At 34.7% G+C, this 14,920-nt stretch carries 16 protein-coding genes and 1 riboswitch; of the genes, 6 read left to right on the forward strand and 10 right to left on the reverse strand.

Annotated features, from left to right (window positions below):
• Positions 1-3: 3 nt before the first annotated feature.
• On the reverse strand, positions 4-915 hold the full coding sequence (locus tag AC1Q8M_RS11385) for a DMT family transporter (protein ID WP_000832981.1): 912 nt from the start codon (positions 913-915) through the stop codon (positions 4-6).
• Positions 916-1,041: 126 nt separating this feature from the next.
• On the opposite strand from AC1Q8M_RS11385, the gene pdxR reads away from it, so the two are divergent.
• Positions 1,042-2,493 carry a MocR-like pyridoxine biosynthesis transcription factor PdxR gene (gene pdxR / locus AC1Q8M_RS11390; protein WP_000454932.1) on the forward strand — a complete coding sequence of 484 codons (1,452 nt, stop codon included), beginning with the start codon at positions 1,042-1,044 and terminating at the stop codon, positions 2,491-2,493.
• 70 nt (positions 2,494-2,563) lie between these two features.
• The gene (locus AC1Q8M_RS11395) at positions 2,564-3,004 is read left to right on the forward strand and encodes a YaiI/YqxD family protein (protein WP_000708772.1); all 441 of its coding nucleotides are present in this window, start codon (positions 2,564-2,566) and stop codon (positions 3,002-3,004) included.
• Positions 3,005-3,090: 86 nt separating this feature from the next.
• Here AC1Q8M_RS11395 and AC1Q8M_RS11400 read toward each other — a convergent pair whose 3' ends face one another.
• From AC1Q8M_RS11400 to AC1Q8M_RS11425, 6 genes are all read right to left on the reverse strand, one after another.
• Complete coding sequence (locus tag AC1Q8M_RS11400; RefSeq protein WP_000358159.1) at positions 3,091-3,405, reverse strand: DUF3892 domain-containing protein; 315 nt, start codon at positions 3,403-3,405, stop codon at positions 3,091-3,093.
• Positions 3,406-3,485: 80 nt separating this feature from the next.
• Complete coding sequence (locus tag AC1Q8M_RS11405; protein ID WP_061660003.1) at positions 3,486-4,310, reverse strand: DUF2785 domain-containing protein; 825 nt, start codon at positions 4,308-4,310, stop codon at positions 3,486-3,488.
• 117 nt (positions 4,311-4,427) lie between these two features.
• Complete coding sequence (locus tag AC1Q8M_RS11410) at positions 4,428-5,099, reverse strand: nucleoside/nucleotide kinase family protein (RefSeq protein ID WP_001079968.1); 672 nt, start codon at positions 5,097-5,099, stop codon at positions 4,428-4,430.
• Positions 5,100-5,249: 150 nt separating this feature from the next.
• On the reverse strand, positions 5,250-5,993 hold the full coding sequence (locus tag AC1Q8M_RS11415) for a metallophosphoesterase family protein (protein WP_000357655.1): 744 nt from the start codon (positions 5,991-5,993) through the stop codon (positions 5,250-5,252).
• A 13-nt stretch (positions 5,994-6,006) separates the two neighbouring features.
• Positions 6,007-6,927: an aminoglycoside phosphotransferase family protein gene (locus tag AC1Q8M_RS11420; RefSeq protein ID WP_098855665.1), complete on the reverse strand. Its 921-nt coding sequence runs from the start codon at positions 6,925-6,927 to the stop codon at positions 6,007-6,009.
• 14 nt (positions 6,928-6,941) lie between these two features.
• Positions 6,942-7,739, reverse strand: coding sequence for a VOC family protein (locus AC1Q8M_RS11425; protein ID WP_061660000.1), 798 nt, complete (start codon positions 7,737-7,739; stop codon positions 6,942-6,944).
• Positions 7,740-7,944: 205 nt separating this feature from the next.
• Here AC1Q8M_RS11425 and AC1Q8M_RS11430 point away from each other — a divergent pair, with 205 nt between their 5' ends.
• The gene (locus AC1Q8M_RS11430; RefSeq protein ID WP_001170743.1) at positions 7,945-8,847 is read left to right on the forward strand and encodes a sulfite exporter TauE/SafE family protein; all 903 of its coding nucleotides are present in this window, start codon (positions 7,945-7,947) and stop codon (positions 8,845-8,847) included.
• Between the two features lie 36 nt (positions 8,848-8,883).
• Here AC1Q8M_RS11430 and AC1Q8M_RS11435 read toward each other — a convergent pair whose 3' ends face one another.
• Positions 8,884-9,333 carry a GNAT family N-acetyltransferase gene (locus AC1Q8M_RS11435; RefSeq protein ID WP_025117841.1) on the reverse strand — a complete coding sequence of 150 codons (450 nt, stop codon included), beginning with the start codon at positions 9,331-9,333 and terminating at the stop codon, positions 8,884-8,886.
• 384 nt (positions 9,334-9,717) lie between these two features.
• A riboswitch (Lysine riboswitch) is annotated at positions 9,718-9,911 on the forward strand.
• A 112-nt stretch (positions 9,912-10,023) separates the two neighbouring features.
• Between AC1Q8M_RS11435 and AC1Q8M_RS11440 the strand changes: the two genes are divergently transcribed.
• The 3 genes from AC1Q8M_RS11440 (at position 10,024) to AC1Q8M_RS11450 (ending at position 12,713) form a co-directional block, all read left to right on the forward strand.
• Positions 10,024-11,490, forward strand: a complete 1,467-nt coding sequence (locus AC1Q8M_RS11440; protein ID WP_001083396.1) for an amino acid permease — start codon at positions 10,024-10,026, stop codon at positions 11,488-11,490.
• A 113-nt stretch (positions 11,491-11,603) separates the two neighbouring features.
• A complete protein-coding gene (locus tag AC1Q8M_RS11445; RefSeq protein WP_001026167.1) occupies positions 11,604-11,909 on the forward strand; it encodes an iron-sulfur cluster biosynthesis family protein in 306 nt (101 codons plus the stop codon).
• A gap of 33 nt (positions 11,910-11,942) precedes the next feature.
• Complete coding sequence (locus AC1Q8M_RS11450) at positions 11,943-12,713, forward strand: DNA alkylation repair protein (RefSeq protein ID WP_075717761.1); 771 nt, start codon at positions 11,943-11,945, stop codon at positions 12,711-12,713.
• A 114-nt stretch (positions 12,714-12,827) separates the two neighbouring features.
• Here the strand turns inward: AC1Q8M_RS11450 and AC1Q8M_RS11455 are convergent, their stop codons facing one another.
• Complete coding sequence (locus AC1Q8M_RS11455; RefSeq protein WP_000483294.1) at positions 12,828-13,634, reverse strand: hypothetical protein; 807 nt, start codon at positions 13,632-13,634, stop codon at positions 12,828-12,830.
• A 49-nt stretch (positions 13,635-13,683) separates the two neighbouring features.
• Positions 13,684-14,919 (reverse strand): HAMP domain-containing sensor histidine kinase, encoded by a 1,236-nt coding sequence (locus AC1Q8M_RS11460; protein ID WP_000798888.1) that lies wholly within the window; start codon positions 14,917-14,919, stop codon positions 13,684-13,686.
• Position 14,920 lies beyond the last annotated feature (1 nt).

A 14,920-nucleotide genomic window follows, 5' to 3' on the forward strand; every position in this document is an offset into this window, starting at 1 on the left:
TTGTTAACTTACTTTTTTCAAATTGAGAGCTGGCTTTTGAATTCCACCCTTTTTTACAACATATAAGCCGATAAAGATTATAAGTCCGCCAACGAGTTGCATCATGTTGATTTGCTCTCCGATAGTTACTGCCGCGAAGATAACTGCGAACAATGGTACAAGATACATATAAACCATTACTTTCGTTGAGCCTATTTTACTAATACCGACATACCACATTGCAAGTCCGAAGATTGTCGCGAAGACGATTGAATATGCTAGAGACCCCCAGCTTGGCATGTCTACTGGCCACGTTAATGTATTTACGTTGAATAAACAATATACAACGAGAGGTACAATTCCAATTAAAGTTGACCAAGATGTGACTCTCATTGCGGAATATTTTGTTATAAGAGGTTGCGCTAATATTGGATACCATCCCCACGCAATCGCTGCGACTAATCCAATTATGTTTCCGAGCCACGCATATTCGTAAGTAGCTCCTCCTGTATGTCCTGTTAATAAAACGAATGCTGCACCAATAAATGCTACTATTGAACCAATTTGTACTTTCATCGAAAAACGTTCTTGTTTGTGTAATACTGCTAATATCCCTGTAAATATAGGTGACATCGCAATTAATAATGAGGCGTTCGTTGCTGAAGTATATTTCACAGATAGCATAAACATCGTTTGATACATCGCCGTACCAACGATACCGACTGCTACTAATCGTAACCAATCTTTTCTTTCAATACGTAATGAGCGTTCCATCATAAATGTAATAAGTAATAATACCGGTGATGCTACTAAAAATCGTAAACTATTAAATTGAATGGATGACATATATGCCACGCCATACTTTCCTATTGTATAATTTGCTCCCCATACTAATGCAACTGATACTAGGAGCCATTCCATTTGCCATCGTTTCATCCGAATCTCCCCTTCCCTATTTAGCATAGTAAAATTGGCTGGATAAAACACCGTCCAATTGGCTGTTTTTTTACCCAGCCAATTTGCTATACTTGATGTAGTAAAAAGATACGGAGGCGTTTTTTTATGGAATGGAAGCTAGATAGTGACAGTAAAATCCCTATTTATCAGCAAGTGGTTGACTTTATTGAAAAACGTATTACATATGGAGAACTTCCTCCAGGAAGCTTCCTCCCTTCAGAACGGAAATTAGCTACGCAGTTAAATGTAAACAGAAGTACAGTAACGACTGCTTATAATGAACTTCGTGCTATGGGAATTGTAGAAAGTACGACTGGTAAAGGTACACGTGTAAGTACACATATGTGGGGTGTTTCTCCAACATTAACGCCGAACTGGAGAAATTTCGTAGAAGGTGGTACTTTTTTACCAAACTTACCGTTACTTCGTCATATTCGGGCAGAAGTACAACAAAATGAAAATATTATAGATTTCGCTAATGGAGAACTCGGTTGTAATCTTTATCCTCACGATCAACTACAAACGATTTTACGTGAACAACCGTTAACACATTCATTAAGTTACGATCATCCGCAAGGCTATCTCCCGCTAAGACAAGCGGTCGTAAAATATATGAAAGAATATTTAAAAGTTGAGGCGACCGAACAATCCATTATGATTACATCCGGCGCTCAACAAGCACTGCACCTTATCGTGCAATGTTTATTAAATCCCGGTGACGCCGTCGCTTTTGAAAGTCCATCGCACTGTTATTCCCTGCCGCTATTCCAATCAGCAGGTATTCGTATTTTCCCGTTACCTGTCGATGAACACGGCATTAATCCAGACGATGTACAAGAGCTATACAGAAAGCACCGCATTAAAATGATTTTTTTAAATCCAAATTTCCAAAACCCTACGGGAACGATGCTTCATCCAAATCGCCGAAAAAAACTATTATCACTTTGCGCAGACTTACGCATTGCGATTGTTGAAGATGATCCGTCTAGTCTACTTACGCTAGAAAAGAAACAACCTTGCCCTACTTTAAAATCGATTGATGAAAACGGAACAGTCATTTATGTACATTCCTTATCAAAAATGATCGCACCAGGTTTACGAGTCGGCTGGCTTGTCGCCCCGCAGTCTGTCGTAGAGCGATTGTCCGATGCCCGGCACCAAATGGAATTAGGAATGAGCATTTTCCCGCAGTGGCTTATACAACAATTTTTCGAAACTGTACCATTTCAGTCTCATATCGTTCCGTTACGAAAACAATTAGCAGAAAAAAGAGACGTTATCGTCCGTGCCCTAAACGAGCAACTTCACGATAAAATCTCTTTTTCAAACCCGACCGGCGGTATATACATTTGGGGGAAATTAAAAGAACCTATAAACGAAAAACAACTCATTATGCAAAGTTTAAAACAAGAAATTGCTTTTATGCCAGGTAGTATTTTCGGTGCGAAAGATGGTTATATACGTTTATCTTATGGAAAAGTGGATATTAATCAAATTGCGGAAGGTATTTCTCGTTTACGCGAGGCTATTTTGGTATGTGAAAATAACTTTAAATAAAGCTTTCTCGTTTGACAAAACCTAAATCTACCATTATTATCAACTCGAACCTATTTATAGGAGTGATAAAATGAAGATTTACGTTGATGCAGATGCTTGTCCTGTAAAAGATGTGATTATTTTTGAGGCTACGAATGTGGAAATTCCTGTTACCCTCGTTACTAGTTTTTCACATTATTCTAATGCAGAGCAGCCAAAAGGTGTCGAAACAATTTATGTTGATTCTGGAGCAGATGCTGCAGATTACCGAATTATGCAGTTAGCAAAAAAAGAAGATTTAATCGTAACACAAGATTACGGTCTTGCTTCGCTCGCTTTAGCAAAAGGCTGTATCGTTCTTCATCATAAAGGGTACAAGTATACGAATGATAACATTGAACAATTGTTACAAACACGATATTTAAGTGCAATGGTTCGAAAAAGTGGTAAACGTACAAAGGGACCGAAACCATTTACAGCAGAAGATAAAGAGAAATTTAGAGCACTCTTTAAAAGTATGATCTCACTTTAAAAATGAATCGTCTATTTGCTAGGAAAACTTCGCAAAACAAAGAAGAGAATATCGTAATGAACATTCTCTTCTTGAGGTTTACCCGTTTAAAATGAAGGTAAATTATCTAAGTTATTTTCTTTTATTCCATCCGGTTCACTACGTATAATATCTCTGCCATACTTATGAAATACGTCCACATGAGCTAACTTCCCTGATTTTGCTTCATTAAGAGCAGTCATATAATCTAACTCTCTCCCGCTACTTGTTTTAAACGCTATTAAATCTCCATCATCATTTTTACGAACGGCAACAATTTGTTCTGCTCCTGAAGTAACTTCCTGAGCTATTTCAAATTGAGCTTGCTCTTCTCCTTGATGTAAATAATCATTATACACTTTTTCAAAGTCTTTTTTGTCCATTAAACTCACCTCCAACACATTTTATTAGTATGGTTGGGATGTAGTGGTTTTATGTACTTTTCTCTTAGAAAAACTTATTTTTAATACCTACGCAACCCCTTCAAAGTCTCCAATATATCATCTGTAAAGGCTGTACTTCCTTCTGTCTCTAAAACTCTGAAATAAAAACTTCTTAGGAAAGTTCTAATATTTTGTACTAAAATAGCATGCTGCGGATGTCGGATATCTTCAACAGTTGCTATACTATGTAGCCAATTGCTCCACTCTTCTCCAGTTAATAGATTTTGATCGCGTAATGACATAATTGGCTTTACTAATCTCTCATCCTCAAAGTGTATGTACACGTAGTCATTTAAACGAACCTTCTGACGAACAGCAGCTAATATTGCATATGAAAACTCACGATTTTGTATTGTACGTGCTAACGCATCGAGCGCATCCGCTGCGTGTGCTGTAGAATGTGCCCATCCTTTCCCTTCTACGTAACCCCTTACATCTTCTTCTAAATATACATATTCCAGCACTTGTTCTGCTACACTGTACAATTGTTCTTCCGATAACAACGGTTCTCTTTCATGAACAGATAAAATAAGTGGCGGAATTAATACGGAGAACGCACGTTTAAATACAGAGTCTGTTCCCTTTTCACTAATTTTATAAAATAAATAATCAGGACTAATCGCTTGTAACATTAATCCTCGTAACTCTTTTTGTCTAAATACATCATTTGTAATCCATGTGTGAAGCGTACTATAAATTAAATCATCACGTAATTCAGCATCAGGTGATCCGATATAATCTAACATCCACTGCGCATATGGATATGCATCCACATCTTCTGGTACAGCATAATTATTATTTTTAATTTGTAGTAGTTCTTCTTTTAATTCTAGTACTTCATTCATTAAATTTCCTGTCCCCTTTTTGCGTTTTTTATTGTCTTATCCCCTTTTATTTGCTTCATAAAATTAATTTAATTATAACAATAAATAAAAGGCTATACATATATTTCTGATTATGTATTACGCTCTTTCATGAAATATAACTTCTGGATTTTCTAAATCACTATTCTGAAATACAACATCCGCACACTCTATCGGATTATGCTCATCTATATACATCTTACAGGCCGCATGATATCTGTTTAAAAACATCTTCTCTGCTTCTTCATAACTTCCAAAAGCTTCAGTTTCCCGCTTAGCACCACGTTTTATCGCAATCTCAAAATCTGTATCTACAAAGATTTTGTAATCAAATAAATGTGCAACGTCTTTTTTCAATAGAAACGTTCCATCTACTATTAATATCATATTTTGTGTGGCCAATAGCGGCTCATTATGTACAGGCATATCCGTTATTAAGTTATGAGAAATCGTTTCATACTGTAAATTCCCGTTAGGTCCTAAAGGCATTAATAATCTTTCTTTGAAAGCTGTATAATCGTGTGCATCTTCATAATACCCTCTTGCAGATTCTTTACCTTGTGCATAGCGAATCACTCTTGAATTATGAAAATCGTCGATGCTAGCGCGTGTTACTGGTAACCCTCGTTTTTTTATTTCTTCCGCTAGTTCGTTTGTAAATGTTGTTTTTCCTGATGCTGTAATACCACTTACTCCAACTCTTGTTGGATGAGTTAAGTTTAATTTTAAAATATGATCTACAATTTCTTTCATGCGTTGTATTCGGTTCATGATATTTCCTCCTACAATCAGTTTACATAACATAATTACAGGTAACATTTCATATCACTATTTGTCGGTAAATCGATATCCTTTGTCGAATCGTTGATATATTTTAAGTTATGATAGATATATTTGAAAAATCGTTGATATATTATTAGCTTACTTCCCCTTAAATCCTCGATACAGTGCAGTCCGTAACTCTTGTTTGTATTCTGCAATCTCTGGCATTTCGAGTTCTTCTGCTAGTCTGATAGCTAATTCAATATCATACGGTACTCGTACAAGTTGAATAGAAAAGCTCGCTGCTTCTTTTTCATTGTAAGTTCCTTCAAATATTAAATAGGAAGCTTGTGTTATTTCAAGTGGGTTTCCTACGCTACCGGCGTTACATAACGTTTTCCCTCTGAAATTTTGAACGAACGCTTGGTGAACGTCACCGTAACAAACGACATCTGGTTTTCTTTCCCCTTCTATATTTTCCGTCAGATCACTATTTTCGAACATACTAATACGTTCTTCTCTTGAAGCGTGTGGTTGAATTCTTTCATATAAACTTCTCGGTGAGGCGTGGAACATACGAATGAGTTTGCCGCTCATAAAAAATTCGATTGAAAATGGTAAACTTCTTAAATAGTCGTTTTGTTCTTCTGATAATTGTTTTTGATGCCATTTTAATGCTTCAAATTCAGTCGGTTTTGTAATAAAATCATCCCAGTTTCCCATTACGACTACTTCACATTCTTTACGAATGATTTCAATTGCTTCACTGGAATGAGGTCCTTTTCCTACTAAATCTCCAAGACAAATAATGCGCTCGATTCCTCTTAATTTAATATCATTTAACACGGATTCTAATGCTTGAATATTACCGTGAATATCTGAAATTACTGCTATTTTATCCATATAAATTACTCCTTTATTTATTAAATTCACTTGATTGATACCATTTTGGAATATAAGATGAAAAATGATTATGATCTTCTAAAATTCCATTTAATCTTTCCTTCATCTCATCTACTAAATGCGGCGTACTTCGATTCGTCCAAACTATATCCGCTGGGAATGTCATCGCGGCGTACAATGTATACAGTTTCCAGAAATGAAGCGATGGTTCGCCTCCGCAATAACCGTGAAATTGTCCAACCGCAAATGATTTACTTATTCTTGTAGTAAAAATCGCTACGTTATAAAAATCGTGTATTGGATCGCCAAAATCATATCCACCAAAATCAATAACGATAAACTCCTTATTATGAATCATACTATTTGCTGGATGGAAGTCATCATGTAAAAATCTTATTGGACGATTTTTCAATAAATCTTTATGATTTTCTACAAAGGTTAATACTGGCTTCAAATCCAGAAAATTCACCTCGTAATCTGCTAGTGCCTCTATGTATCTTTCGTATTTATTCCATCTAGATGTTTCCCATTTATTACTTTCTCTTTCAATTGAGTGAATTCTCTTTAATACTTCCCCTGCTTTTCTTCCTGCATTATACTGTTCTTCCACCGTTAGCTTCGTTAAACCTTCTTCACCATTTATACCTCGGGTCCATTCAAATACCTGAACACATTTATTTAATTTCTCAAGTATTATGAAATGAATTAACTTGGGTGTTGGAATATGTAATGACTCGAATTGTTGCATATACGTATATTCTTCTTGTTTACGTTCAAAATGAACAGCATCACATATTTTTACAAAATAAGTTTCTTGATTCTTTAATTCAATTTTATACTTCTCTTCATGTGAAAAACCTTTTGAAATAGCTGTACACTTTGCAATACGAGGCCATTCTAGTATTCTCTCTATCTCTCTGAGGATTTCTTCCACAACATTCACCTCTATTAATATATGTACAAACTACCTAGCACTTCATGCTCTCGTTTATTTCCACCTGTAAACTCTACTGCAAATGGATTTTCGCCATTCTTATTCAAATGTTCTAGCACTAGCCCTTCTTCAATCGGTTCACAAAACTGTACATGAATATCTCCAAACACTACACTTTGACACTCAGCATTCCATTTTTCATTTTTCACAACTGAGCTTGTAGATAGTCCCATTACTTCTTTCCATTTCCGCACCGTTTCTCGAACGTTTTTCACTGCATAATGGATCGTTTCAATTTGTTGTACTTTGTTTTTATGTTCCGTAATCGTTCCAATGTTACGTAAATCATTTCTTCTTTCTTCGTCCGTTTCATTCCACTGTATAAAGAAAGGTAATTTCAGTCCGTTCTCTTCTTGCTTAACAAATAACATTTTCCATTCTAAAAGCCGGCCATCTTTTCTCATGCGTTTCCCTTCAAATGGCCCTATCGTATGTAAGCCGTGCTTCTTAAAGTTAACTACTAGCTCCTCAATTGCATCTGTTCGGATTGCGATTTGTAGCATTCCTTCTCCATTTTGTAGTTTCACCACTGTTTCTTGTACTAATGGATTTTCTGCTTCTTTCGCTTTTTCTTCATGTTGAACTGCTAAAAATTCTATATATGATAAATCAAAATAACTTAAACTATTCCAAGTACCCCAATTCGTATGCTCTCCGCCTAATACAGTATGAAATCCAAGTTCCTGCATTTGTTTTGCCGCTTCCTCCGGTGTACCATGAACTGCATGAACGAGATGATCAAATCGTAACATGTCTTTCTCCCCTTTCTCTTCATCCTTTTATTGTATATTTTATTTTTCTTTCATTCAATTCAAAAACTTTAAAACCTAGTTGATTTATACGATTAATATGTATTATAATGAAACAAATTTAATTATTGCTGATTGGAAAAACCAAAGGCACTTTTCTCATACGGGAAAAGTGTCTTTTTCATTTATTATTACAGGGGGATTATTTATGCAGAAATTAATTGTCTTTGCTATTATCGGATTTTTCGCTCAATTGATCGATGGAGCACTTGGAATGGCGTATGGGGTAACGTCTACTTCACTATTATTAATGTTTGGTATTGCACCGGCTGTAGCTTCCGCGTCCGTTCATTTAGCTGAAGTGGTTACAACTGCAGCTTCTGGCGCATCTCATATCAAATTTGGAAACGTTGATAAATATACCGTTTCTAGACTTACATTACCTGGGGCAATCGGCGCATTTGTTGGGGCATGTTTTTTAAGTAATTTGCCTGGCGATGTAATCAAACCGTACATTTCCGTATTTTTATTTACTTTAGGGGTTTATATTTTATTACGATTCATCATTCAAAAACAAATTGTCACTTCAAATAAGCGTATGTCTGCAAAACAACTTGTGCCGCTTGGTTTATTCGCTGGATTCGTTGATTCAACTGGTGGCGGTGGTTGGGGGCCGATTACGACGCCTGTTCTTCTAGCAAGAGGAAATGAAGCTAGAAAAGTTATTGGATCTGTAGATACGAGTGAATTTCCTGTTTCACTCGCTGCAACAATTGGCTTCTTCATCTCACTTGGCTGGGAACAAGTAAGCTGGGTTTGGGTATTTGCGTTAATGCTTGGCGGTATTGTCGCAGCTCCAATTGCTGCATGGTTAGTTCGTATCGTTCCAGCACATTTACTTGGGGTATTAGTTGGCGGTCTTATTATCTTTACGAATATACGTACACTGCTTACTACATTTAAAGTGGATCCAACTATTATTTCACTTTCTTACGTTGCAGTTGGTCTTGTCGTTATTATTTCTATTTTCATTGCTGTTCGAAATCATTCCAATCGTCCTAACGCATCAACGGCTGAGTATCCAAATGATCAGAAGCAAATGCTACCATAACTATAAGAAATACCGCCCAATTTAGAGCGGTATTTTTTATTTTTCTATTTTCCAATTAATCATCGTTTCTGTAGCATTTACTCTCTTCATATGTAACTTTTCTAAAACACGAATCGAACTATAATTATCTAGAAGTGTCTCTGCAATTATTGTTTCTACCTCTCCTGTTTTGAAAGCCCAATCGATTAGTTCTCTTACAGCTTCTGTTGCATAGCCCTTATTCCAATATTTCTCAATAAATCCATAGCCAATTTCCACTGTTTGATTCTCGTTTGGTTTCCCTTTAAACCCAATATCACCTATAACGCTATCATCTTCTTTCCGAAGAACATACCACGCGCCCCATGGTAATATAGCTGCATCTTGTTTTACATTCTTTACATGCCCTACAATATGCGGACCGCTATTGTATCCTTGCTCGTTAGCAATTTGAATTCTCTCTTCTGTACACGGCACTATATAGAGCCTTTCTGTTTCTAATTTCATATTGATTTCCCCTTTTCAATTAAACAATACCCCAATTTTACTAAAAATAAAAAGAATATTCATCCTATTCGTTAAATTTATACTTATTCTTTGAAACGAATTTAAGGAATAATCCTCTTTTGATAGTTATGTCGAATTATATTTTTCTGAATTTTCTTTTAATTTAGAGGATTTTTCAATATTTTTTGCGAAACATTTGTATAACAATTTTTTCTTTGCTTATTGCTACATAATAGTAGGTTCGGGTGGAGTTTTGCAAGCGTTTCCTATACAATAACCGATATTTTTTGACTTTTCCTAACAAAATATCTTGCAATATATTCAGAAAGTCATTACAATTGCCATATATTAAAAATCTTAGCAATATATAAATCCTCATCAATCCGATGAGGTAGAGGTTGCGACTTTTAATAGTAAAACGGACGAGACACAGAGAATGTCAGCTGACTCCGTTTGAAAGGAAAAGTTGCCGAAGTTTATATTTCTTCTCTGGAAATATGAGCTGGGGCTGTCTCCGAAAGGAACAGAACTGTCACGTTTACAAAATTACCGTGTAAACGTGGGGTGCTATCTTAACGGAAGGGTATGATGGGGTGGTTATTTGTGAAACGTTCCGCCAAATTCCTTTGGCGGTTTTTTGTATTTTTCTCCCCCGCTCCTTCCTAACCTACAAGAAAAGGAGTGTTGAACATGAATAGCGCAACAAATCAATCTACCTCTAAAACGCAAACTACACAAGGACAAGGTGAATTAAAACGCGGATTAAAATCTCGTCACCTTACGATGATTTCTCTCGGTGGTACAATTGGTACCGGACTATTTCTTGCCAGCGGTGGTGTCATCCATACAGCTGGACCTGGTGGCGCATTAATTGCATACGCCGCAATTGGAATTATGGTTTATTTTTTAATGACAAGCTTAGCTGAACTTGCAGCTTACATGCCTGTTACTGGATCTTTTAGCACGTATGCAACAAAATTTGTTGATCCATCACTTGGCTTTGCACTTGGATGGAACTATTGGTATAACTGGGCAATTACGATTGCTGCTGAACTTGCAGCCGTAACATTAATTATGAAATTTTGGTTCCCAGATACCCCTTCTCTTATTTGGAGCGGATTATGTTTAGCTATTATTTTCCTTTTAAACTATTTATCTGTTAAAGGGTTTGGTGAATCTGAATATTGGTTCGCACTTATTAAAGTAGTTACGATTATTATCTTTTTAATTGTTGGTTTCATGATGATTTTTGGAATTATGGGCGGTGAAACGGTTGGATTTAAAAACTTCACTGTTGCAGATGCACCATTTAACGGCGGTATCATGGCAATTATCGGTGTGTTTATGGCAGCTGGTTTCTCATTCCAAGGTACTGAACTATTAGGAGTAGCTGCTGGTGAAACGTCTGATCCAGAACGTAATATCCCAAAAGCAATTCGTTCAATCTTTTGGCGTATTCTTTTATTCTATATCCTTGCGATTCTCGTTATCGGTTTATTAATTCCTTATACAACTGAAAGCCTTGCTGCAAGTGATGTTACAGTAAGTCCGTTTACACTTATTTTTGAAAAAGCGGGCGTTGCCTTTGCTGCTTCTGTTATGAACGCTGTTATTTTAACTGCTGTACTATCTGCTGGTAACTCTGGTATGTATGCATCAACTCGTATGCTTTGGGATTTAGCTCGCCAAGGAAAAGCACCAAAGTTTCTTGGTAAATTAGATAGCCGCGGTGTACCTGTTAACGCGTTAATCGTAACGTCAATTGTTGGGAGTATTGCTTTCATTGCTTCTTTATTCGGTGATGGTGTTGTATACATTTGGTTATTAAACGCATCCGGAATGTCTGGTTTTATCGCATGGGTTGGAATTGCAATTAGTCATTACCGTTTCCGTAAAGCATATATCGCACAAGGAAAAGATTTAAATGACTTACCATATAGAGCAAAATGGTTCCCATTCGGTCCAATCTTCGCATTTACACTTTGTATCATCGTAATTTTAGGACAAAACTACGGCGCATTTATGGGTGAAGCAATTGATTGGAACGGTGTACTCGTTTCTTACATCGGTTTACCACTCTTCTTAGTACTATGGTTAGGTTATAAATTTACGAAAAAAACAAAAGTGATTCCACTTGATAAATGTGAACTAAAATAAAGTGAAACGAGCAAACAAATTTGTTTGCTCGTTTTTTGTTGCAAACCTCTTTACTTCCCTATTGCTCCTGTTTTTGCAATAATAAAGGAAATATAAATAAAGGTTGGGATACAATGAACATTCGCATTACTGATGAAGCGAAAGCAGCTATACATAGATTAGAACTTGAAGATAAAAAGATCGTTCGCATTAGAGGAACAATGACGAACTCTTGTAGTATTTTCGTTGATGTCGATTTAATTTGGGATACATATAACGCAGATGATGTTGTATATGAAGATGCAGAGCTTATCGTACAAATGGATTCATTCACGAAAGACTACACTGGTGATACCGTGAAACTTGATTATAAGACGACAGGTTTTAGTATTACGACTCCGAGTGAGACTTTGGTTTATGGATTGTCGATTAAAAAATAAAAATTGTTTTCATTTGACCACCGAGGTGAAAAAATGGGTAAATATATTCCGTTAAAATTTTTATTTAATGAAGAATTAGCAGAAAAAATAGCTGATTCTATTTGTAAACACGATCCTTGTTTCTCTAAAAGCATCTTTGTAGATTCTGTAGCTTGTAAAGTTGAAAATTTAGAGTTAAAACAGCGTATTGAAGTAATTGCAGATGAATTACACAATGCTTTACAAAAAGATTTTAATGCCGCAATACATATATTACTGAAAACATTAGGACCAGAAAATACAACAGAAGTAGGCACATTTACAAATGGATATATGTACATGCCTGTTGCAAAATACGTTGAAAAATATGGGCTTAACGATTTTAAAATCTCGTTTAATGCAATGTATGAAATAACGAAAAGGAATACTGCTGAATATGCCATTCGGCCCTTTCTTGAAACATACCATGAAGATACACTAAACATATTACAACAGTGGATTCATGATGAAAACAGCCACATTAGGAGATTAGTTTCTGAAGGTACAAGACCAAGGCTTCCTTGGGCTAAAAAAATAGGAGCTCTAAAAGGTGATTTTAAGTACAATTTACAACTTCTTGAACCATTAATGAATGACCCTTCTAAATATGTTCAAAAATCTGTAGCCAATCATATTAACGATATTACGAAAGAAGATAAAGAACTCGTTTTTCAGTGGTTACAGCAATTACGTGATAAACAGCATCCTATTAATCCTTGGATTATAAAACATGGATTAAGAACAGTTATTAAAAATGGTACTTTACCAAAAGATTTTTGTTTTTGAGTATATTAAACAAAAACGCTATCTTTTCCTATGATTCTAGAAAAAGAATAGCGTTTTTTTACTCGTCCAGTATTTAGTAGGTATAACTTTTTATATTTCAAAAGACTTTTCTCTCTAAAAATATTTTTCATACAAATTTTCACATTCTAAAAAATCTATAAATTTCTTATAATGTGTCACTGTTCTTTCTAAAGCAATCATTAAAACAAAAATAAAATAAATTGCTTGGATTCCATTCATATAATTAAAGAGTGATTCAAATATATATACAATACTTGCAATCATAGAACAAAACCATAAATAAAACTTCATTTTCAGCTTTTTAATTTTTTGCTTAGTTGTCTTACAATACTGGCCATGAACTCTTATAAACAAATAAATTGCTGTATGTAAAATAATAATTGAAAATTGAAAACTTCGATTGTCCTCCGAACTAAATTCAGAAAAATCTATTTCTAATGAATGTAATACTATCCAAATAGAAAATAAAGATAGCAGAAATACATATAAAAAACCAATTAATAATTCAAAAATAAAGAGCCAAGGTTTATTTATGATTGAGTAAAATGGATTTAGATATTTTATGGTTAATAAAAATTTTCTCACTAAATCAGTAATAATAATTGATGTATTAGTTATATTCATATAGAAAAGTAATGTTATTGGAACTAATAACATTATAGTGATGCCCCAAACAGTAATCTTAATGCCTGATAAAAAGAAAACAGCTCCATAAATTATAACTGAAAAAATAAAAGTTGATACTGGAACAAACATTAAAAATGTAAAAGTTCTTATTAAGATTAAATCCCCTAAAAAATCTTTTATTATGGAAACGTGTATTTTTTCCTCCTTGTATTTTTTCACAGTATCAACTATTTCTTTCTCAGATAAAAGAAAACACTTCAATCTATTAAACATAAAAAAACCCCTTTATATTAAAAAGATTAAAATATATACCACACTGTTATTAAAATTTCATAAAAATAATTGTAAATTTTGTATAAGCATTTTTTTCACTTTCAACTGTAATTAAGGCGTGATGTGCCTCTATAATAGCTTTGACAAGTGCCAATCCAATTCCGGTCGATCCGTGCTTTTTAGAACTACTTGATTTATAGAATCGTTCAAAAATATGAGGTAATTCTTCAGCTGAAATTCCCTCTCCAAAGTCTTGGATTACTAGTTCTGTATAGATTGGAGAATTTTTGGCCTGAATCATTATTTTACCACCGGGTTTAGAATGTTCGATTGCATTCTTCAACAGGTTTAACAAAGCTTCCTGCATCCATAATTTGTCATGAATAACGACTATTTCTCTTGGGGCATTCCAATCAATCAAAATATTTTTATCACTTATCATGCTTTGCAAGCGATTTAGTACTTCCTCAGTCGTATCTACTAAATTCCCTGGCTCTTTATCAAACGAAATCGCTTTTGCATCAATTTTTGCTACTTTTAACAAATTCTGAATTAAGACATTCATTCTAGAAATCTGAATATCATTATTTTGTAGTAATTGAGCTTGTTGCTCTCGGGATAGTTTCTCATTTAACAACATTTCATTATAGATAGAAATAGTTGAAAGCGGCGTTTTTAACTGATGAGATATATCCTGCAACATTTCTCCTAAAAACCGTTTCTCTTCAAGCAAATCATGCATATTTTTTCTAATGATATCCCTCATTGAACGAAATGAAATCGCCAGTTTCGCGAAATCCCCCTCTTTATTTTCATTGATGACAACCGAGTAATCTCCCTCGATTATCTTTTTTGCAGCTCTAGTAAGCTGGCTAATCTTATTGAAAATAATTTTTTGTTGCATGTAGTTTGCAACAAAAAGTAAAAATCCAAAAGCAATCAATCCCCACATCATAAATTGATTGTGATTAATAATTAGATTATTTAAGTGAGGAAAAAATTTTGAATCCAAGTCTTCATATAATCCATATTGCTTTAGGATCTCTGTCCCTTTTTCCTGATATTTACTTGAGTGAGACGAATGACTTGATAAGACTTTCATAATTTCCGCTTCATTTTCTGGATTCTGCTCTACCAACCTAGCTGTAATTTCCCCCCATGTTGCAATAGAGTCTCTTTTCAAATGATCATAAAATAATTGTTGAATAATAAATTGGTAAATCACAAATATAGATAAAAGGACGGCTAGTATCGTCATATAGCTTTTTAACTCGGTATTTTTCATT

The organism is Bacillus sp. GW823-FHT06A10 (assembly GCF_058795375.1).